This window comes from Weissella muntiaci, assembly GCF_008107635.1.
GTDB classification, from domain to species: Bacteria; Bacillota; Bacilli; order Lactobacillales; family Lactobacillaceae; genus Weissella; species Weissella muntiaci.
Genome location: NZ_SDGZ01000010.1, coordinates 115,774 through 136,213 on the forward strand (window position 1 = coordinate 115,774; position 20,440 = coordinate 136,213).

At 42.8% G+C, this 20,440-nt stretch carries 18 protein-coding genes and 1 riboswitch; of the genes, 1 reads left to right on the forward strand and 17 read right to left on the reverse strand.

Annotated features, from left to right (window positions below; genetic code table 11):
• Positions 1 to 22 precede the first annotated feature (22 nt).
• The 14 genes from ftsA to ESZ50_RS03555 all read right to left on the reverse strand — a co-directional run bounded on the left by ftsA (position 23) and on the right by ESZ50_RS03555 (position 15,739).
• Positions 23 to 1,378 (reverse strand): cell division protein FtsA, encoded by a 1,356-nt coding sequence (ftsA, locus tag ESZ50_RS03490; RefSeq protein ID WP_148622209.1) that lies wholly within the window; start codon positions 1,376 to 1,378, stop codon positions 23 to 25.
• A 146-nt stretch (positions 1,379 to 1,524) separates the two neighbouring features.
• The gene (locus ESZ50_RS03495) at positions 1,525 to 2,469 is read right to left on the reverse strand and encodes a cell division protein FtsQ/DivIB (RefSeq protein WP_148622210.1); all 945 of its coding nucleotides are present in this window, start codon (positions 2,467 to 2,469) and stop codon (positions 1,525 to 1,527) included.
• 18 nt (positions 2,470 to 2,487) lie between these two features.
• Complete coding sequence (gene murG, locus ESZ50_RS03500; protein WP_148622211.1) at positions 2,488 to 3,588, reverse strand: undecaprenyldiphospho-muramoylpentapeptide beta-N-acetylglucosaminyltransferase; 1,101 nt, start codon at positions 3,586 to 3,588, stop codon at positions 2,488 to 2,490.
• Positions 3,589 to 3,600: 12 nt separating this feature from the next.
• Positions 3,601 to 4,944 (reverse strand): UDP-N-acetylmuramoyl-L-alanine--D-glutamate ligase, encoded by a 1,344-nt coding sequence (gene murD, locus ESZ50_RS03505; protein WP_148622212.1) that lies wholly within the window; start codon positions 4,942 to 4,944, stop codon positions 3,601 to 3,603.
• Between the two features lie 66 nt (positions 4,945 to 5,010).
• Positions 5,011 to 6,000 carry a phospho-N-acetylmuramoyl-pentapeptide-transferase gene (gene mraY / locus ESZ50_RS03510; protein ID WP_148622213.1) on the reverse strand — a complete coding sequence of 330 codons (990 nt, stop codon included), beginning with the start codon at positions 5,998 to 6,000 and terminating at the stop codon, positions 5,011 to 5,013.
• Between the two features lie 24 nt (positions 6,001 to 6,024).
• The gene (locus ESZ50_RS03515) at positions 6,025 to 8,187 is read right to left on the reverse strand and encodes a penicillin-binding protein (RefSeq protein ID WP_148622214.1); all 2,163 of its coding nucleotides are present in this window, start codon (positions 8,185 to 8,187) and stop codon (positions 6,025 to 6,027) included.
• Between the two features lie 3 nt (positions 8,188 to 8,190).
• Positions 8,191 to 8,565 carry a cell division protein FtsL gene (gene ftsL / locus ESZ50_RS03520; RefSeq protein WP_148622215.1) on the reverse strand — a complete coding sequence of 125 codons (375 nt, stop codon included), beginning with the start codon at positions 8,563 to 8,565 and terminating at the stop codon, positions 8,191 to 8,193.
• A 21-nt stretch (positions 8,566 to 8,586) separates the two neighbouring features.
• Positions 8,587 to 9,531, reverse strand: coding sequence for a 16S rRNA (cytosine(1402)-N(4))-methyltransferase RsmH (rsmH, locus tag ESZ50_RS03525; RefSeq protein ID WP_148622216.1), 945 nt, complete (start codon positions 9,529 to 9,531; stop codon positions 8,587 to 8,589).
• Positions 9,532 to 9,551: 20 nt separating this feature from the next.
• Entirely contained in the window at positions 9,552 to 9,986 is a 435-nt protein-coding gene (gene mraZ, locus ESZ50_RS03530; protein ID WP_148622217.1) for a division/cell wall cluster transcriptional repressor MraZ, read from the reverse strand.
• 416 nt (positions 9,987 to 10,402) lie between these two features.
• Positions 10,403 to 10,789 (reverse strand): hypothetical protein, encoded by a 387-nt coding sequence (locus ESZ50_RS03535; RefSeq protein ID WP_148622218.1) that lies wholly within the window; start codon positions 10,787 to 10,789, stop codon positions 10,403 to 10,405.
• A 17-nt stretch (positions 10,790 to 10,806) separates the two neighbouring features.
• Positions 10,807 to 11,553: an RsmE family RNA methyltransferase gene (locus ESZ50_RS03540; protein WP_148622219.1), complete on the reverse strand. Its 747-nt coding sequence runs from the start codon at positions 11,551 to 11,553 to the stop codon at positions 10,807 to 10,809.
• Positions 11,553 to 12,512 carry a 50S ribosomal protein L11 methyltransferase gene (gene prmA / locus ESZ50_RS03545; RefSeq protein WP_148622220.1) on the reverse strand — a complete coding sequence of 320 codons (960 nt, stop codon included), beginning with the start codon at positions 12,510 to 12,512 and terminating at the stop codon, positions 11,553 to 11,555. The genes ESZ50_RS03540 and prmA overlap by 1 nt, the downstream gene beginning before the upstream one ends.
• A gap of 114 nt (positions 12,513 to 12,626) precedes the next feature.
• Complete coding sequence (gene pyk / locus ESZ50_RS03550) at positions 12,627 to 14,054, reverse strand: pyruvate kinase (RefSeq protein WP_148622221.1); 1,428 nt, start codon at positions 14,052 to 14,054, stop codon at positions 12,627 to 12,629.
• Between the two features lie 212 nt (positions 14,055 to 14,266).
• Positions 14,267 to 15,739: an amino acid permease gene (locus tag ESZ50_RS03555; protein ID WP_148622222.1), complete on the reverse strand. Its 1,473-nt coding sequence runs from the start codon at positions 15,737 to 15,739 to the stop codon at positions 14,267 to 14,269.
• 94 nt (positions 15,740 to 15,833) lie between these two features.
• Positions 15,834 to 16,011, reverse strand: a riboswitch (Lysine riboswitch).
• 198 nt (positions 16,012 to 16,209) lie between these two features.
• Between ESZ50_RS03555 and ESZ50_RS03560 the strand changes: the two genes are divergently transcribed.
• Positions 16,210 to 16,857 carry a hypothetical protein gene (locus tag ESZ50_RS03560; RefSeq protein WP_148622223.1) on the forward strand — a complete coding sequence of 216 codons (648 nt, stop codon included), beginning with the start codon at positions 16,210 to 16,212 and terminating at the stop codon, positions 16,855 to 16,857.
• A 103-nt stretch (positions 16,858 to 16,960) separates the two neighbouring features.
• On the opposite strand, the gene ESZ50_RS03565 is transcribed toward ESZ50_RS03560, so the two are convergent.
• Genes ESZ50_RS03565 through ESZ50_RS03575 form a run of 3 tightly spaced genes read right to left on the reverse strand, consistent with a single transcriptional unit; the run spans position 16,961 to position 20,438 of the window.
• Positions 16,961 to 18,625 carry a formate--tetrahydrofolate ligase gene (locus ESZ50_RS03565; protein WP_148622224.1) on the reverse strand — a complete coding sequence of 555 codons (1,665 nt, stop codon included), beginning with the start codon at positions 18,623 to 18,625 and terminating at the stop codon, positions 16,961 to 16,963.
• A gap of 1 nt (position 18,626) precedes the next feature.
• Positions 18,627 to 19,931 (reverse strand): bifunctional folylpolyglutamate synthase/dihydrofolate synthase, encoded by a 1,305-nt coding sequence (locus ESZ50_RS03570; RefSeq protein ID WP_148622225.1) that lies wholly within the window; start codon positions 19,929 to 19,931, stop codon positions 18,627 to 18,629.
• A gap of 15 nt (positions 19,932 to 19,946) precedes the next feature.
• Positions 19,947 to 20,438: an NUDIX hydrolase gene (locus ESZ50_RS03575; protein WP_148622226.1), complete on the reverse strand. Its 492-nt coding sequence runs from the start codon at positions 20,436 to 20,438 to the stop codon at positions 19,947 to 19,949.
• Positions 20,439 to 20,440: the final 2 nt, after the last annotated feature.

Genomic DNA, 20,440 nt, shown 5'->3' on the forward strand with positions numbered 1-20,440 from the left:
TAATTTCTTTTTTCTTAGATTATTAGTCGAAAAACTTGCCAAACCAATTAGCAACTCGACCAGTTGTATTGGTATCAGCTTGTACATTCTTGTCAGTTTGGTCATTTTTACGAGCATCATACATTTGTTCCTCAGCTGGAGCTGGCTTAATTGCATTTGCCTCTGGTTGATTCATATTTGGAACCTTCACAATTGCATTCGCACGTAATGTCTGAATTGGCAAATTATACAAAGCCTGCTTCGTCGCCAACTGCACAGTTGATTGTTGCGCCGCATGCTGGATCAAAGCCCAACTTCGCGCAAAACCAGGATGTCGAAGACCGAGGTCATCTGGTACAAAGACACGCACCTTTGTGCCATACATTGCCCGAACCGTTTCTGACAAACCTGGCAACGCAGCCGTCCCACCAACCAAGACCACTCCACCAGTTAACTTAAATGCTGAAACCATGTTCAACTTCTCACCTAACTTGGCAATAATTTGTTCAACACGCGCCGCAATGATTTGGGCCAAGTATTGTTCACTGATCTCTTGTGGTGCATCCGCACCTAATGGTGTAATAACTAACGGATTATTTCCAACCGTATTAGGTTGCGCATTTCCTGCATCAAGCTTTAACATTTCAGCTTCATGCAAAGGAATATTCAAAACGGCGCTAATATCCTTTGAGATGTGCTCTCCTCCGGCTGGAAAGACTGTTACAAAACGCAATTGACGATCTTGTACGACGGTCGCCGTCGTGTGACCAGCGCCCATATCAAGCATAACTGTACCAAACTCTTGTTCAGCATCACTTAAGATTGTTGTCATATCGGCCAACGGTGCTAGAACGAAGTCCCGCACGCGCAACCCAGCATGTTCAATTGCTTTTTGTAAGTTCCCCAAAACCTGCCGCGGTGCAGTATAAATTGTTGCCTTCACTGCAAGTCGCATTCCAACCATGTCATTAGGATCTTGAATTCCATCAAAATCATCAACCGAGAATTCATTTGGAATAATATCGACCACTTGCCGATCTGCCGGTAAGCTGACCGCAATCGCATCATGGATGACCTTTGCAACATCATCGTATGTGATATGTTGACTATCTTGGACCGTTACCAAACCACTAACATTTTGAATTTGAATGTTATTTGCTGGAATACTTGCAATAACATCAACTACCGATCGACCACTTTGTTCGTTTACCTGCGCCATCGCAAGCTGAATATCTTTAGCAGTTGATTCAATGTCAACAACGACACCCTTTTTAACGCCATGCGCCACTGATCGCCCAACAGCTAAGACATTTACCTGCTGATCACGAACATCGGCGGCAAGCGCTTTAATGGTATTAGTTCCAACATCTAATCCAACAATTAAACCATGATTGGCCATATTTTCCCTTCCCTTTTACTATATTTTTTATAAGTTTGCCAGCACGGCTAGTCTTTTCCTATTTTAACAAAATTGAATCAACAATTTGTTAAAATCATACCATAATCTAATGTATTAATTCCAGTTTTAACAAGGCTTTCCAGAATTTACTGTGATCCATACGGAATTGCAAACGCCCCTTGTTGCAAATCAACGGTACCGTTCGTTGATAATTGAGCTGCCATTGCTGGATAATACTTTAATTTGCTAGCCAAATCATCTGCATTTGCAAGCACTTCATTACCATCTTGCATGAAAATCATCAATCTCTGAGAATTTTGATCATTCGGTGACCAGATGACTTCAGATACTGAATGACGAATCGCAGGTTTTAGTTTACCAAATTGTTTTAAAACAAGCTTTAGTTCGCTCTCACTCTTAAAATTCTCAAATACCGGCAAAGCGGTATTAGGCAATTTAGTTGTGCCATTTGTTAACTTAGTTCCATCCGATAATAAGCCGAAATACTTAGTTCCATCTTGAACATAGCCTACTTTAACATTTTCCACCACGGTAACCTTTGCCTTGGTCGGACTAACAAAATCAATCTTCAAGGACTTAACTTGAGCGTTATTTTTTTCGGCTTGCTTTTCCAGATAACCGCGTTCCACAAGCAGTAACCAACTTGATTGATTTTTTTCTAGCCCAGCCGCCTTGAGCACCTCACTTTTCGACATATCTTCCAGTCCATTAACCGTGTAGCTATGTACCTTACTAGCGGGCGATAGAAAATAACCTAAGATAATCGCCAAAGCACCTAATATCAAAACCCAAACTAACGCACGACGTTCATGTTTGAATAGCACGCGCTTTTTTGGTGTTCTCACATTCACTGCCTGTCGCTCTGCCGTGACAGGGGTTGGATCATCCTTGGCAACTTTTGGTTTTATATTTGTTTTAGGTTGTTGTTTTGCTTGAACTTTTTTTCTGGTAGCCTTGCTGACTGACTTTCCTGCGCTTGAACTTTCACTCTCAGTCAACTTCGCCAGCCTAGCCGCCAGTTCTGCCGAGCTAGGTTTGGTTTGATTTGTATGTTTATCTTTTTCGACCATGCCTACCTAGCTCCAATCTTACTTCTTGATAACACTCTTAATTAACTCAACAAAACGATCAGCCGCGTCAGGCACACCAATCTTTTTTGCGGCCGCTGCCATCGTCACCCGCTTATTACGATCTTGCATCAAATTATTTACAACATCGAAGAGATACCGACCGGTTAAGTTTGGCTCTGTAATAAGCGCGGCAGCACCCGCATCAACCAATGCCTGTGCATTTTTGGTTTGATGATCGTTAGTCACATATGGACTTGGAATCAAAACCATTGGCTTTCCAAGAGCGGTCTGTTCTGCAATACTGGTTGCCCCAGCTCGTCCAACAATCAGATCTACTTTAGGCATCAGTTGGGGCATATTGCTAATGTATGGCACAACTGCCATATTTTTGGCGGGACTAATCTTCTCAGTCGCCATCGTATTAACTACATCATCGTAGCGTTTCCCACCAGTTACAAAAATCACCTGGTAATCTTTTTTACTAAATGATTCTGTTGCATCAATCATTGCACGATTCAACTTCAATGCACCTTGAGATCCACCAAAAACGAGCACTGTCGGTTGCGTTTCGTCCAGACCAATTCCATTCCAATCAAAAGCTCCCTGAGCTTCAACAACCTCTTGGGCACGTGGATTACCAACAACTTCTGCACTTCCTGGCTTAAAGGCTTTCAATGCTTCCGCAAAGGCAACCCCGACTTTAGTGATTTTACGTGCTAAGAATTTATTAGTGACACCAATGACTGAATTTTGCTCATGAATTACCGTTGGAACACCTAAACGTTGTGCAGCGTAAACAACCGGCCCACTTACATAGCCACCAGTTCCGACGACCACATCGGGTTTAAATTCGCGTACAATTTTCTGAGCAGCTCGAACTGCCTTCAAAAAAAGATAAATTGTTTTAAAATTATCTGCTGACAATGAGCGCTTAAAACCTTGTACCTCAACACTGGCAAATTTGTACCCTGCATCCGGCACAATTTTACCTTCCAACCCGCGTTCACCGCCGACATATAAAATTTCGACATCAGGATCTTGTTCTTTTAATTTATTCAATACTGCTAGCGCTGGATAAATATGTCCACCAGTTCCGCCACCCGAAATAATAATTCGCATTTCAATCCCCTTTTAATTCAAAGCCTGCCGGTCGCGGACCGCTTCCATAAATAATGCTCCACGCGTCTCAAAGTTTGGATATTGGTCCCAAGACGCCGCCGCCGGCGATAACAGAATCACCTCGTCAGGTTGCGCCAATTCAAAGGCTGGTTTGACGGCTGCCTCGACATTATCCACTTCAATAACTTGAATCCCTGCAGCTTTTCCAACTGTGGCTAATTTCGGACCAGTCTGCCCGAAGACAATCAATGCCTTGACATGCTTTTTAATTGCCGCCAATAATCGACCCTGATCATCACCACGATCAAGACCACCTGCCAACAACACAACTGGTTGATCAAATCCACTCAAGGCCATTTCAGTCGCTTCAATATCGGTCGCCTTAGAATCATTGTAGACAATTCGTCCTGCAAAATTTCCAACTAGCTGAAGTCGATGTTCAACGCCAGTAAAAGCTTGAAGCGCCTGCTTAATTTGCTCTGCTGAAATACCTTCTAATCGGCCAACTGCAATTGCCACTAACGCATTCTCAATATTATGCTCACCTGGCACTAACAGTTGATTGGCATCCATAATATACTCACCACGGAAATATAGTTCACCATTCATTTGATATGCACCACGTTGATCTAAGCCTAGTCGTGAGAACGGTACAATTTGAGCAACTGTTTGCTTTTCCAGTTCAACCCATTCAGGACGATCTACATTCAACACCAAATAATCCTCGGACGTCTGATTTCGCGTAATTCCCATCTTAGCGTGAATATAATTTTCGCGGGTTCCGTGATAATCAAGATGCGACGCAAAAATATTTGTGATAATGGCAATATGTGGCCTAGCCGTTGGCATTCCCATCAACTGAAATGACGATAATTCAGTAATCAACGTATCTGAGGGACGGACTTGTTTTGCAATTTCACTGACCGGTGTTCCAATATTACCTGCCACTAGAACACGATGCTGATCAGTCGCCGCTTGGCTTAACACAGCGTTAATCATTTCGACCGATGTTGTCTTACCGTTTGAACCAGTTAACGCGATCCATTCGCCTTGAATATATCGTTGTGCCAACGCGACTTCCGTATAAATCGGAATTTGCTCAGTCAATGCGGCTCGCAAAATCGGAATTTGATAAGGGATTCCCGGGTTTTTAACAATTAAGTCAACCCCCACCAACAAATCCTCCGTCTGTTGATCTGTAAAGCTAACGCCTTTATCTTTTAGATTAATAACGCGCTCATCTTGCCAATCAAGCTTTGGATCAGAAACAATGACGTTAGCACCCTCTGCAACAAGCAGCGAGGCCGCAGCCGCCCCTGATCTAGCAAATCCTACTATCAATACACGCTTTGTCATGTTTCTACTCCTTTAATAATTTATATGTATCCGGAGTGCGTTTGCACTCCAGTTTAGAACAAACTTTTATTTTTGGATCAAGAAGTACAGCCCCGCTGCAATCAATCCAACTGACCAAAATAGCGTATCAACTCTCCATTCTGACCATGGATGTTTCGGATTGCCCAAGAGGCCACCCTTTTCAAAGCTATGGTGAATTGGTGTCATTAAGAACACACGTCGCCCAGTCAATCGGAAGCTAGTGATCTGGATCATCACCGTCAGTGTTTCAATCATAAACACAAATCCGATCAGAATTAATGACCACTCAACATGCAGCACCAATGAATTCATTGCTAATCCAGCTCCCAATGCAAGCGACCCTGTATCTCCCATGAAGATTGATGCTGGATAGCGATTAAAGACCAGGAAGCCTAGTAAGGCTCCAACCATTAATGTATTAAGTAATACCAACGCCTGATTAGCCTGTTGTAAGGCAATCAACGTATAAGCAATATAAGCAATTACAGCTGTTCCCGAAGCAAGCCCGTCTAACCCATCAGTCAAATTAGTCGCATTCGACCAACCAACTAACCAGAAAATTGTAAAGATCGTATAAATTGCAAGACCATGTAAGCTACCCCAGCCAAATGGTAATGCCAATACGAAATCGAAATGCCCCAATGCAAGCACAATGATTGCTAAAATTGCGGCAACAATTTGCGCTGTCAGTTTTGGTAAAAAGCGAAATCCTTCATCACGATGGTTCCAAATTTTAATACTGTCGTCAAAACCGCCGACAATTGCATAAACCACAACCGCAATCAAAACTGCCCAGCCAGTTGCACTATGCAATCCTAAGATAAACGCTAGAATGATGTACGCAATCACAACGACCAACACAAAACCAGCACCACCCATTGTTGGTGTACCAGCCTTTGCAGCATGATCCGGTCCACGACCATTAGTGCGCATAACTAATTGTGCTACCTTAATCTTTTTAAACCAGTTTCTTAATGCTGGTGTAACTAAAACAGTTGCCCCAAACCCAACTGCTAAACCTATGAGCCAGATCATTCTTTTACTTCCTCCACGTCTACTTTAATCAGTAGGCTTCTTTAATTCCAAAGAAATACTATTCACGCCACTACTTAACTTAGTCCCAACATTGACCGATTGTGTAGCCACAAAACCATCACCATGAATCACAATATCGACTCCGGCTAACTTTCCCCATGCCATGGCATCGTTTTTAGTCCACCCTTGCATATTTGGTACTTCAACGCCACTACCAGTGTTCAAGAAGACTCGTTGTCCTGATAGAACCTCAGTGTCGCCAATCGGTGATTGTGACTTAATCGTTGAACCACTCCCCATCAAAATCGGCTTTAGTCCAGCAGCTGTAACATCTTTCTGAGCTTGGGCTTGATCTTCACCAACGGTCGTTGGGACCTTACGCTCTTGATCTGCGCTAATTGTAATCTTATTGTCATTATCTGACATGGCTAATGCCTGTTCCATAATGGACTTAAACATGTCTGATTGATAATCATTAATTTTATCTGCATTAGTCTGTGGCTGCTTCGTTACGATATACATTAGATAACGCGGATTGTCGGCTGGTGCCATCCCCATCCATGAGAAAATCTCATTAGCTGTATCACCTGGTTGGCTATATCCACTACTTGTAGCAATTTGGGCCGTTCCAGACTTTCCTGCAGTCACCGTATCAGTCAATGCGAATGACTTGTTAATCGAACGATCCGAATACAATACATTTTCCAATTGCACCCGCGTTTCCTTCGCCACGGCATTCGAGATTGGCTTACCAACCTTTGTTCGCTTTGATTGATAAACTACTTTGTGTGTATTTGGATCAACAATTTTCTCGATCAGGTTTGGTTTCAACAAATCACCATTTCCAGCAATTGCTGAATACGCTTGGATCATCTGAATCGGCGTTACAGAAATTCCCTGACCAAATGCCGTATTAGCTTGTTCAATTGGATACTTAAATTGATACGTCCCAGCCTGTTCACCGGAAAGTCCTGAATTTGTTGACTTCAGGAAATTAAAAGCCTTAATATACTTGCCCCAGGTTGTTGCGCCCATCTTCTGTTCTGTTAAGGAGAATGCCACATTTGATGACAGGGCAAGCCCATCAGCATAGGAAATCGTCCCCCAACCTTTACCGTTGTTCCAGTCGGTAATCTTTTGATCATCAATTTCCAACGTACCAGACTTGTAAGTTGCGTTAGCGTTCCAATTATTAGTTGCGATTGCTGAGGCTAACGTGATTCCCTTCATAACAGAACCCGGCTCATACTGATCCTCGGTTAACAAATTCGTCCAATATGATCCCAAATCACTTCCGGTTGTTGCGTTAAAACTAGGTCGCTGACTGACAGCGACTAAATTACCGGTCTTAGTGTCCATCACTACCGCAATCGCCGATTTAGGATTTTCGGCCTTCACCAACTCATCCATCTTCGTCTCTAACGCAATTTGTAAGGTTGAGTTCAACGTCGTATAAATATCGTCCCCATTCTTAACCGCCTTATTGGCTGCTTTCATGGTCGGATCACTTGATGTAATTGTCGAACCATCTTTTCCATTCAGCTTACTGTTATAGGCTGCTTCGATTCCCATAGTCCCTGCAAGTGTTGTCCGACCATTGACCACCTTCGTCTGTGCAAGCCCAATCAAATGCGAAGCAAATACACCATTTGGATAGAACCGATCTGTCCCAGTCGAGAACGTCACTCCGGGCAAATTGTAAGATTTTAGTTTCTCATATTTTGCAGAAGATAAATTAGCGCCTACATTACCAAATTCAACTTGATATGTATTCTTATTTGCTTTCTTAAAATAATTCTCATAGTAATCTGGTGTTTTGCCAAGCACCGTGGCAAAGTCCTTCGCAATTCGACTATAGTCTGACTGCTTAGCATATTCATTTGCACCACTTTTAGAGCTGACCACCACAGCAACAGTGTAGGTGGTGGTGTTCTCCGCGATTACATTACCAACCGAATCATAAATAGTACCACGCTTGGCAGCTACATAATTTGCTTGCTGATATAATTTTTGTGCATCCTTGGAAAGTGATTGCCCGTCAGCTTCCTTAGTGATTGCCGTTCTAGCAAAAACGAAGCCGAGCCAACCAATAACGACCAGCATAATTGTTAGGAGAATCCATCCAGATACCCAACTCCGCTGTCTTGATTGTCTCGGCGTCACATTCTTTTTAAATAAATTAAACATTGACTACCGAACGTTACGCACGTTACTTACATTCATCGACAGACCAAACTCTTGGGCAATTTGAGTTAAGCGGTCCGTACTTGTCAATGTGGCGATGTCTTGTTTTAAATTATTATTGTTATTTCGATTTGCTGTTATCTTACTATTCGTTGCTGTAAGCGTCTTTTGCGCGGTTGCCTTCTGATTAGAGACCGTAATCACTGAAAACGCTACAACAATCAAGGCAATTACCGCCACAAAGTAGGGTAATTTATCTTGAAAAGTCCAGGGAGTCGTCGATAATACCTGTCGCCGAGCTGGTCGATTTAAGCGTGGTCTTATATTTGGTTGAGCAACTTGTCTTGCCGTTGCATCACGATTATAGTTTGGAACTTCCATCGTTTCATTACTCCCTGTTTTTTACTTGATTCGTTCGATTACTCGTAACTTTGCTGAGTGCGCCCGATGATTGTTATCCATCTCATCAGCACTTGGCAAAATCGGCTTACGAGATATTGCCCGGTAGTCTTGTTGCATTTCCTCTGGAATAATTGGCAATCCAGCCGGCAATTCCGGTAACGAAGTCCTTTCCTTAAACATCGTCTTAACTAAACGATCTTCCAAAGAATGGAAAGTGATGACGCTAATTCGTCCGCCAACCTTCAACATATCAAGGGCCTGCGTTAACGAATCTTCAACTGCACCAAGTTCATCATTAACAGCAATTCGAATTGCTTGAAAGGACTTTTTAGCAGGATGCCCGCCAGTCCGTCGAGCCCCCATCGGGATTGCCGATTTAATGACCTCAACCAGCTCGAAGGTTGTATCAATCGGCTTAATTGCACGTTCTCGTTCAATGGCCCGTGCAATCTGCTTGGCAAATTTTTCTTCCCCGTATCGCGAGAGAATTCGCATCAAATCGTTAAACGACCAATCATTAACCACCTCATGCGCTGACAAAGCCTGGTCTTGATTCATTCGCATATCCAACACAGCATCATAATTATATGAGAAACCACGTTGACCATCATCAAATTGTGGCGATGATACGCCTAAATCATAGACCATTCCATCTAATCCTGTGACGCCACGTTCCGCCAGCGCCTCATTCAAATCACGAAAATTTGCTTGGACTAATTCAACACGTCCTTGAGCAATTTGCTGGGCCAAATTCTCTTGATTATATTCAATTGCTCGAATATCTTGGTCAAAGGCATAGAGCTTACCAGTCGTTAAATGGCTCGCCAACAATTTTGAATGTCCACCGCCACCCAAGGTTCCGTCTGCGTAAATGCCATCTTCTTTAACAGCTAGATAATCAATCGCTTCATTCAAAAGCACTGTTATGTGGTTAAATTCTGCCATTGCTTCTACCTATCCCCATCTTAAAAACCAAGATCCATCAAACCACTTGCGATATCGTCAAAGTCATCTGCTGTTTCACTATTGTATTCAGTCCACTTCTCAGCAGACCAGATTTCAAAGCTATCGTCACCATTTCCAAACAGTGTTACATCCTTCAAAATCCCAGCATATTCCTTCAAATCAGCGGGTAAAGATATCCGCCCTTGTTTATCAAATTCAGCCTCGACTGCCCCAGCATAGATAAACCGCCGGAAACGTCGGGCATCTTTATTTGTATTTGGTAATTGGTTTAATTTTTCAGAGAAATCTTGCCATCCTTCTAAAGTAAATGCGTGTAAGGAATTTTCCATCCACTTAGTGACCACAAATGTTTCACCAAGTTGGTTTCGGAATTTGGCGGGAACTATTAACCGATTCTTCGTATCCAACGTATGTTGAAATGTACCCATGAACATTAGCAATAATCCCCTTTCCTTAGTTTATTTACGCAAAACGATAGAGTTATCCCTATGAAGTTTCAACTTCTCTAATTTACCACAATCCCCCACCATCAACCACCCTATCCCACCACCTAATTTGGAACTTTTTTTCATTGATTCGGTCTATTACTTGATTTAAAGGGATTTCACCCTTTTATATTTTATTTTTCTATTTATTAAGACCTCTTAACATTTTCTTAACCTAGCACTTGAAGTGTTATTAGGTCGCCGTTTAGACCTCGTGACATTTTTGTGGGGCCTAGTGGGGCGTCCATCTCTAATTTCGCCCAAAACGAACATGCTCTGCCCAATAAATCGGAATATTACGCAAAAAAAAAGCCCGACGGAAACGTACGCCCGTCAGACTTATCCTTAAACTTCTTTGATTTTGCTTAACGATCACCCTTAAAGCCACCATCAACAGGAATTTGATCATTATAATCAATTTCTTCCGTCTGACCATGCGTGTAACTAAAGATCCCGATGACCAAGTATAATATGGCGAAAAAGTACCCATACAAACTTTCATTAAAACCAAGCCAAGTCGCCAACGCAAAAATCAACGGCCAGACAATTAACAAGTACCAAAAAGAACCGTGTGATCGTAAGTACAATCCCACAAAAACACTAAAAGCACTGTTAAGAATAAACAACAGACCAATGATTTTGAAATTGGTTCCCAGAAAGTGAATTTGATCAATCAAAAACGGCAACAAAAAGGCCAAAATTGGTTGCCAAATCCAAAAACGCCAATCAAAAACTTCTTTTAATCGCGACATATTCCTTCTCCTAATAATTATCGGTTCAATTCTAAAGCAAAGCTCAGGGCGCTTAGCACATACATCGGTGCCGTCTCAGCTCTTAGAATTCGTGGACCCAATCCTGCTGCTTTAAAACCGACAGTCTTTAGAAAGTCTAACTCACTTTCCTTTAATCCACCTTCAGGGCCAATCATAAAAGCAATTGACTGCCCTGCTGTGAGCCCCGCAAAACTCTGTGCTAGTTGACCAGTTTCACCGTTCTTAGCACTTTCTTCCCAGGCAACTAATTTAACCATATCAACAGGTAGATCCAAATCACGTATATTATTCACGTATTGTACCGATGGAACGACCAAGCGATGGCTTTGTTCCGCGGCGCCTTGGGCAATCTTCAGCAGGCGTGCCAGCTTTTTCTCGGCTTTGCTCCCCCAATGAACCACTGACCACGCCGTTTCAACAAAGATCAAACGATGCACACCCAATTCAGTCGCCTTTTGCGTAACTAATTCGGGCTTGTCCCCTTTCGTCAGCGCAATAATCAAAGTTGTCTCAACCGGCAATTCAACCTGGGGTCGACTACTGCTAAGCACCACCATCTCAGTTCCATTTACATCACTCTGTTGAACCTTCGCTAAGACGACCTCTTCGCGATCAGCCAAAACAAATTCAGCTTCGCTACCAACCTTTGAGCGTAAAACCGTCATAAAATGATGTGCAATATCATCTGGCAACATAAAGGTTGCACCAATACGGATATTCTCAGTTAAAAAATATCTTTGCATTACTTATCCTCAGCACTTGCCTTATGCGCGATTAGACCATACCAATCACCAAGTTGCATTTTTTCATCAAGTAAGTAGCCGTGTTCTGCTAGAAGTTCTGTAATCTTAGTAGCTTTATCATAATAAATTCCGGATAACAAAATCTTTCCAGCTGGTGCGATATACTGATCCATCTTTGGAATTAATAATTCCAAAACCTCTGATAACATATTCGCCACAAAGATATCCACCGGTTGCTCAGGAACAGCCTCAAGCAGGTCAGATGCAATAATCGTAATCCCTTCGGCCGCCTTTGGATTCAAATCGACATTACTCTGGGCAGATTTCACAGCGACTTCATCAATATCAGTCGCTAGAACTTCCTTGGCCCCTAATAACTTAGCAGCAATTGCTAATACACCCGATCCAGTCCCGATGTCCAAAACCTTCTCAGAACCTCGCACTGTCATTTCAAGCGCTTGTAACATTAGTCGAGTTGTTGGGTGTGTACCAGTTCCAAAAGCCATCCCCGGATCCAAGATAATCTGGTGTTCACGTACATCCGTGGGCTGATATTCCTCCCAATCAGGGACAACTGTCAAATAACGCGTAATCCGAACTGGATGATAGTATTTCTGCCACTCAGTTGCCCAATCAGCATCCTCTACCCCCGCTACCGTTACAAGACCTGGAAAGGCATTTAAACCAAATGTCTCCAATTGTTGAACCCGTTGCTTAATCTCAGCAATTATTTCAACTAGATTAACATCGCTGGCAAAAAAACCAGCAACCTTGGCCCCTTGTTCCAAGTGTTCGACCTGATCCCAATCTACCCAAACAGTCGGATCATTCGGCTCAAAATTATCAACATCAGCTGCATCTTCAATTTGAATACCTTGTGCACCTGCTTCCATTAAGATATTACTCACAGCTTCTACAGCTTCACTTTGTGTTTCAACAATAATTTGTTGCCAGCTCATATCGATCCCTCATTCTTTTATAGTCAAATTAAGTATAGCAAATCATCTCATCAACAACAAAAAAGAGGTGTGATCAAAGCAATGATCACACCTCTTCAAATATTTTAATTAAGCTTAGTCGATTGTTTGGATTGTCATCAAGTTAGTTGTACCTGACTCAGTCACAGGAACACCGGCAGTAACGATGATTGTATCACCCTTTTGTGCCAAACCTTGCTCAACTGCCATCTTCTTAGCAGCTTCGATCATTGCATCTGTATCTGCAGGTGCTGTTGCGATAACAGGTTGTACACCCCAGTACATCATCAATGAACGTTGTACGCGCTCGTCGAATGTCAATGCCAAAATATCAGCGTTTGGACGATACTTTGAGATCATCTTAGCTGTGTAACCTGAAGTAGTTGCGGCAACGATTGCCTTAACGTTCAAGTTTTCAGCGGCTGTAGCAACAGCTGCAGCAACTGATTCAGTTACGTCAGTTGCGTCAAAATCATCCACATGGCGTCCGTTAAGTGCCAATGATGACTCAGCCTTCTCGTTGATCCGTGCCATTGTTGCAACAGCTTCAACTGGGTAGTCACCATTAGCTGACTCACCTGAAAGCATTGTTGCATCAGTACCGTCAAAGACAGCATTGGCAACGTCAGAAGCTTCGGCACGTGTAGGACGTGGGTTCTCTTGCATCGAGTCCAACATGTCAGTTGCAGTGATAACTGGCTTACCAGCTGCATTCATCATCCGGATCAAGTTCTTTTGTACCAAAGGAACATTTTCAGCAGGAATCTCAACACCCATGTCTCCACGAGCAACCATCAAACCATCAGAAACTTCCAAAATTGCTGGGAAGTTGTCGATACCCTCTTGTGATTCGATCTTTGGGAAGATCATTACATCTTCCTTACCAGCCTCTACCAACAATTCGCGAATCTCTTCAACATCTTCAGGCTTACGAACGAATGAAGCGGCGATAAAGTTAATGTCTTGGTCCAAACCAAAACGAATATCGTCAGCATCCTTCTCAGTGATACCAGGCAAGTTAATAGCCACACCAGGTGCGTTAACACCCTTACGTGAACCCAAAGTATTGTTGTTTTGTACAACTGTAACTAGTTCATTAGTTGCAGCGTCCTTCTCAGTAATCAACATGTCGATCTTACCATCATCGAACAATACGTGACCACCCTCAACAACATCGTCAAACAAACCAGGGTAAGTAACAGCGATCTTTTCCTTGGTACCTTCAAGAGAAGCATCCATAGAAATACGCACTACATCACCAATGTTGAATTCGATCTTACCAGTTGGTGTGTTTTGCTTAGTAGTACGGATTTCCGCACCCTTAGTATCCAACAAGAAACCAACCTTCTTGCCTGTAATCTTTTCCGCCTCGTGAACCGCGTTCATACGAGCCATATGCTCTTCGTGATCACCGTGTGAGAAGTTGAAACGGAAAACATTCGCTCCAGCCTCGATTAACTTAGCAATTGTGTCGACGTCTGAACTCGCTGGTCCAAGCGTAGAAACGATCTTGGTCTTCTTCATGTCTGAAAAATCTCCTTAATTTCCTAGAAAGTTTATCTATATCAATGACTAGTATTCTACACTGCATTTTGTGAATTGTATAGCTATTATTACTATTTTACCGGCATTTGCTATTGATAACGCTTTCATCAAAAACATAGCAAATATCTATTTTTTTAATAAAAAATAGCGCCAGATTAATTTAACGTAATCTGGCACTATTATTTATAATTTTACCCACGTTTGCGTGGTGTTAAATCGACTTCCTTAAGCGGAATCAATTTTGTTTTCTTAACTGCTTTATAACTGAAGTAAAGAATGAAGAACAATGGCAATGCCAAATATGTCGTCACGATTCCCGACCAATTCCAATTAGCAATTGGACCAGAGAACGAACTCAAATCTTGACCGATAATAATAACAATCGAAAGCACTAGGGCAATAATCGGACCAATTGGGAACCACTTCGCTTGATATTTTAGCTCGTTTAAATCATGACCTTGGGCAATGAAGGCTCGACGGAAACGGAAATGTGCGACCGCAATTCCAACCCAAGCAATGAAACCTGACAAACCAGAAGCAGCCACCAAGTAGAAGTAAATATCTGGGCCGGCAAAACTTGTTAGAAAGGCAAACGCACCAATTACTACGGTTGCTAAGACCGCCGGCACCGGTACTCCTGTTTTAATATTTGCACGTCCAAAAATCTTGGGCGCATGTTTCTCTTGCGCAAGTGAGTACAACATTCTTGAGGCAGCATAGAGCCATGAGTTTGCTGACGAAATCACCGATGTTAGGATCACAGCGTTCATAATCGAAGCAGCGGCTGCCAAACCGGCCTTTTGAAAGACCGTTGTAAATGGTGAAACTGTAATATCTGAATTATTGGCCGCTCTTAGTAGCGTTGGATCCTTATAATAAACCAAAGCACCAATCACAAAGATTGAGAAGAAATAGAAAATCAAAATTCGCCAAAAGACCTGTCTTACTGCAGTTGGAACAGCCTTTTCTGGATTAACTGACTCTCCCGCCGCAATTCCGACGATTTCAGTCCCTTGGAATGAGAAACCAGCCACCATGAAGACAGCCAACATGCCAGTGATTCCACCGACAAAGCCATGATTACCAGCTGTCAGATTATGCATCACATCCGGCTTATATGAAAGAACCCCGAAGATTGTAATCAAACCGATGACCAAAAACGCAAGCACAGCGGTAACCTTAATCGCCGCCATCCAAAACTCTGATTCGCCGTACGCTTTTCCAGAAGTTAAGTTAATAGCTAGAATCAATACCAGCACAATCACCGACCAAATCCAAGTCGAAACATGGGGCAACCAAAAGCTCATTAAGACGCCAACCGTTGCTGCCTCAACCGCAACCGTAATGGCGGCATTGAACCAATAATTCCACCCCATCGCAAAACCGAACGCGTCATCAACGAAGTGTCCCGAGAAAGCGGCAAATGAACCCGACAACGGCATGTAGGCTGACATTTCACCCAGTCCAGTCATCAAGAAATATACCATTACACCGATCGCGGCATAGGCTAAAAGCGCACCCATCGGACCGGCCTCAGCAACCGTTGCTCCAGAAGCAACGAAAAGTCCAGTTCCAATTGTTCCACCCAAAGCAATCATCGAAAGATGCCGTGTTTTCAGCGTCCTTTTCAAATCACCGGTCTGTTCTGTTCCATCATTTGACATAAACTCTCCTAAAATGTAAGAGGTCAATAGCTACCAAAGAAAAAATCCCTAGTTCACTCCATCGAGAAAACTAGGGACAAAATTGTCTTTAGTATGTGTCGATAGCTCCCCGCAGCCGACTTATTTTGCTGCGACAGTCCTAACGCTATTAACGTTAGGACCAACCTCGATTATTACCATAATCAAGATTTCGGCGACTGCCCCTTTCCTTACCATCATTACCTGTCGGTTCAAAATAAGTACTCATGTTCATCGCGACCTCTATGTCGTATTTAATTATGGGTTTTATTATCACACGTCCAACTCGTTTTGGCAAGGATAAACTTCAGCAAACCGTCAAAAACAAATACAAATATGGACAAATCGGTTTTAATAAAGAAAGGTTATAATTCGCCCGGCGTTCCTAGTACTTAACCGTTGATATGGTAAACTAAAATCAATATTTGTGAAATTTGGGAGAGTATTACACTATGATTATCGGTCCTGATCGTTGGCGCAAGCCACTTTTACTGCTTTGGCTGATTATTTTTTTAATCGTCGCCTTTAATATCATTTTTCCAATGCCAGTATTCTCAATTATTGACAACTTGGCCTTCAGTTTTCAAAGCCGGCTATTACCACATTGGCTGTTGCTGATATCTACACCGTTTTCCTGGTTTGCAACCGGCTTTGGTAACGCACTATTAATCCTGGCACTTGTCTTTTTATTATGGGGGTTTAAATATAAAATTCCGGCAACCTGGCTCCTATTTACCAATATTTCTGGCTGGCTATTAATCTCGATTTTGAGTCTATTTTTACATCACCAGGTTTCCGGTGGTCAGACAGTTTTCCCAAACAAAGCAATTTTTCTCAGCACACTATTACTCGCATACCTCTTTAACATCATCCTACCCGAGATCAAACGCATCCGTTATCAACTGTTATTTCAGACGGTTTGCCTAATCTTCTTTGCCCTAATTTTGGTCAATCAACTTGGCAAGAACAATGCCGTTCCAAGCGACCTATTGGGGGGCTGGATTCTAGCGTTAATCTGGTTGACTTACACCGAAATATACTATGTTAAATATGCTAAAGAATTTCGTCGACGCGTCATTTTCAGAAATTCCTGGTATTAACTCAAAAAACTAGTTAGGTTTGAAATGAAGCACTCTCCATTTCAAACCTTTTTTATAGAAAAGACCCTCCAGTTTAAAACTGAAGGGCCTTTTAATTTTCTAATTATGATAATCCTGTAATAACACCATGTTCGTCAATATCAATATCTAGGGCCGCTGGATGCTTAGGCAATCCAGGCATGGTTAAAATCGTACCAGTCAGAGCAACTAAGAATCCCGCTCCTAACTTAGGCACAAATTCACGAATATGAATTTTAAAGTCACGTGGTGCTCCCAATAATTTCGCATCGTCCGACAGTGAATACTGAGTCTTGGCCATAATAATAGGCAGTCGATCCCACCCCAACTTAGCGTAAGTTCGTAGCTGTTGTTCCGCCTTCGATGATAATTCAACACCTGCGCCGCCATAAATTTCTTGAACAATTTTGTTAAGCTTATCAAGCGCCGGCTCAGAAAAATCGTAGAGAGGATTAAATACGTGAGCTTGCTGGGTCGTTTCTACCAATGCCTGCGCAAGATTTTCAGCGCCAGCTCCACCGTCAGCCCATACAGTCACTGGATATGCTGCATGACCGTGCTCCACAACATAATGTTCAATTGACGCCAACTCTGCATCAGTGTCCGTTGTGAAGCGATTGATTGCCACCACAACCGGTACACCATAGCGAGCCATACTTCTCAAATGCTGCCCAAGATTGGCCAAGCCCTTTTCCAAGGCCGGCAAATCCTCATTCTTTAATGAGTTCTTATCGGCACCACCATTCAATTTCAAGGCCCGGACTGTCGCCACAATCACAATCGTATCTGGAGTCTTGCCTAATAATGGCACTTTAAAATCAAGAAACTTCTCGCCACCTAAATCCGCACCAAAGCCCGCTTCGGTCACAACATAATCAGCAAGTTGCAGTGCTGTTTTGGTCGCTTTAATTGAATTAGTCCCTTGAGCAATATTTGCAAACGGTCCACCGTGAATCAAGACCGGTGTATGGGCCAAAGTTTGGACTAGATTTGGCTTAATTGCATCTTTCAACATAACCGTCAGTGCCCCAGCAACACCCAGATCGGCAACCGTGACTGGCTCTTTATCATAGTTATAGCCAATTACAATTCGCTTAATTCGTGCTTTTAGATCCATTAAATCGTGCGCCAATGTCAAAATCGCCATTAGCTCTGAAGCGACTGTAATATCAAAGCCATCCTCACGTGGAACACCACTTGTAGGACCGCCTAGGCCAATCGTGATGTGACGTAACGCCCGATCATTTACGTCTAGGGCCCGTTTCCAGATAATCCGGCGTGGGTCTAGGTTTAGAGGATTCCCCTGCTGTAGTGAATTATCAATTACCGCTGCCAGAGTGTTATGGGCACTTGTAAGGGCATGAAAATCACCGGTGAAGTGCAAATTAATGTCGGCCATTGGCACGACTTGTGCCATTCCACCACCAGTTGCGCCCCCCTTCATCCCCATCACTGGTCCCATCGAAGGTTCACGTAAGGCAACCATTGCCTTTTGGCCAATTTTGGCGAGCGCATCGGCCAATCCCACGGTTACCGTTGACTTTCCTTCGCCGGCAACTGTTGGGTTAATTGAGGTAACAAGAATTAATTTCCCCAGCTTGGTTGATGTCGCCTTTGCTTCGTCAAGCACAATTTTGGCTTTATCGTAACCATACGGTTCAAGCTCTGTTTCCGTAATTCCAACGGTTGCTGCAACTTTGTTAATCGGCCATAGCTCGGCTGCTTGAGCAATTTCAATATCTGTCTTCATCCTACTCCTCCTTCACATTCACTGTGCCATTCACATAAAAGCGTTGACGAACTTGACTTATAAAATATAAAGACCCTGTGATGATTGTAACCTCATCAGTCGATTTGGCTTGTAATAAAGCTTCAATCAACCTTGGCCAGTCTGCATCCAAATGGACATGTGCGCCTTCCCAACCCCGATAATCTGTCAATTTCATTGCACGGTTATCATCAAAGCTTGTTAGAATCAAATTTACATTAGGCAGGCTTGCTAGCATCGTTAACATGGTTTCGATATCCTTAGTCACAATCGCTGAAAATATGATTGTGATTGGTCGCGTTGCGTAACGTGTTTGAATATTTTCAACTAGGCGACTAATTGCCGGTACATTGTGCGCCCCATCCAGTATAACCAGCGGATTAATCTGGACCTTCTCCATTCGAGCAGGCCAACTCACATTAGCTAATCCACGCTGGATGATATCGCTAGTAATTGTAATGCCCGTCAGCTTTGCATAAACTAACACAAGTTCGATTGCGACGGCTGCATTATCAATTTGATGAACACCAACTAATCCCTTATATAAGTCTGGGAAGGTATTCCCATCATCACTGAAAGCAAAATGCTCATTAGCCATGACGGTCACCTGATAATCGCTCTGCCACTGATATAAAGTTGCGCCCTCCTGAGCCGACTTAGCTGCAATCACAGCCATAGCGACAGGCTCAATTCGGCCAGCTACAACTGGTACTCCTGGCTTGATAATCCCCGCCTTGTGATGAGCAATCTCCGCCAATGAGTTTCCCAAAATATTAACATGATCGAGACCAATAGTGGTGATGACTGCTAACAATGGTGTAATTACATTAGTACTGTCCTCTAATCCACCAAGCCCAACCTCAATAATTGCAACATCCAACTTGCTCTCCGCAAAATACAAAAATGCGATTGCAGTTGTCAGCTCAAAAACAGTCGTCCCAGCTGTTAGTTCATCCTGATCCAACGTCTCAACCAAAGGTCTTAATCGCTCGAGATAACCGATAAGTAAGTCGTCTGGTATTGCAGTCCCATTAATCGCAATTTGTTCGGTAAATTTTTCAATTGCCGGACTGGTAAAAGTTCCCACTGTTAATCCTTGTGCCTGTAGTATTTCACGGGCAAAAGCAATCGTAGATCCCTTTCCATTCGTGCCTGCAATATGAATCATCGGTGTCATTTGCTCTGGATGACCTAATGAATCTAGGAGTGCTTGAATTCGATCAAGCCCCGGTCGAATGTTGAATTTTGCTCGACCATTCAGCCAAGCCCATGCTGCTTCATTCTTCATTACGTCTCTTTTCCGTCACATACTAAAATATGGTTTAAATTCTGCTGTGACTTCATCCTTTGTCATCAACCTAACTGGTAATTCTGCCGTATGCGCGACTTCATCCGTCAATTCAAACAAGAACCGAAAGTCAACGTGTTGATGTGCACCTTGCTCTTTAATTGGGTTGGCTGGAATTTCAATTACGTTTACGTCAATAATTTGCCCACCCTTAACAGTTAGACCGGTCTCTTCAAAAAATTCGCGCTGAGCAGTTTCGAGTGGTGTTTCTCCAAGTTCAACATGACCAGCTGGTAATAACCATGTCTTTAAATACGGATGTTTAATGAAAAAGATACTCGTATCCTTAAAAACAACCGCACTAGCTGATATTTGTAAATCCGGATTGACTCGACCACGCAATTCCTTCGACCAATTCATTAATTGTTCGCGAATCATCTTCTGTTGGTCAATATCAATTGGATGCTTAATTTGATCAATTAAAGCAATTAAATCTTGATTTTCCATCT

Bases quoted from the DNA above. Each gene is read 5' to 3' on its own strand.
- ftsA (WP_148622209.1), bottom strand. From the start codon at position 1,378: ATGGCCAATCATGGTTTAATTGTTGGATTAGATGTTGGAACTAATACC.
- ESZ50_RS03495 (WP_148622210.1), bottom strand. From the start codon at position 2,469: ATGGTCGAAAAAGATAAACATACAAATCAAACCAAACCTAGCTCGGCA.
- murG (WP_148622211.1), bottom strand. From the start codon at position 3,588: ATGCGAATTATTATTTCGGGTGGCGGAACTGGTGGACATATTTATCCA.
- murD (WP_148622212.1), bottom strand. From the start codon at position 4,944: ATGACAAAGCGTGTATTGATAGTAGGATTTGCTAGATCAGGGGCGGCT.
- mraY (WP_148622213.1), bottom strand. From the start codon at position 6,000: ATGATCTGGCTCATAGGTTTAGCAGTTGGGTTTGGGGCAACTGTTTTA.
- ESZ50_RS03515 (WP_148622214.1), bottom strand. From the start codon at position 8,187: ATGTTTAATTTATTTAAAAAGAATGTGACGCCGAGACAATCAAGACAG.
- ftsL (WP_148622215.1), bottom strand. From the start codon at position 8,565: ATGGAAGTTCCAAACTATAATCGTGATGCAACGGCAAGACAAGTTGCT.
- rsmH (WP_148622216.1), bottom strand. From the start codon at position 9,531: ATGGCAGAATTTAACCACATAACAGTGCTTTTGAATGAAGCGATTGAT.
- mraZ (WP_148622217.1), bottom strand. From the start codon at position 9,986: ATGTTCATGGGTACATTTCAACATACGTTGGATACGAAGAATCGGTTA.
- ESZ50_RS03535 (WP_148622218.1), bottom strand. From the start codon at position 10,789: ATGTCGCGATTAAAAGAAGTTTTTGATTGGCGTTTTTGGATTTGGCAA.
- ESZ50_RS03540 (WP_148622219.1), bottom strand. From the start codon at position 11,553: ATGCAAAGATATTTTTTAACTGAGAATATCCGTATTGGTGCAACCTTT.
- prmA (WP_148622220.1), bottom strand. From the start codon at position 12,512: ATGAGCTGGCAACAAATTATTGTTGAAACACAAAGTGAAGCTGTAGAA.
- pyk (WP_148622221.1), bottom strand. From the start codon at position 14,054: ATGAAGAAGACCAAGATCGTTTCTACGCTTGGACCAGCGAGTTCAGAC.
- ESZ50_RS03555 (WP_148622222.1), bottom strand. From the start codon at position 15,739: ATGTCAAATGATGGAACAGAACAGACCGGTGATTTGAAAAGGACGCTG.
- ESZ50_RS03560 (WP_148622223.1), top strand. From the start codon at position 16,210: ATGATTATCGGTCCTGATCGTTGGCGCAAGCCACTTTTACTGCTTTGG.
- ESZ50_RS03565 (WP_148622224.1), bottom strand. From the start codon at position 18,625: ATGAAGACAGATATTGAAATTGCTCAAGCAGCCGAGCTATGGCCGATT.
- ESZ50_RS03570 (WP_148622225.1), bottom strand. From the start codon at position 19,931: ATGAAGAATGAAGCAGCATGGGCTTGGCTGAATGGTCGAGCAAAATTC.
- ESZ50_RS03575 (WP_148622226.1), bottom strand. From the start codon at position 20,438: ATGGAAAATCAAGATTTAATTGCTTTAATTGATCAAATTAAGCATCCA.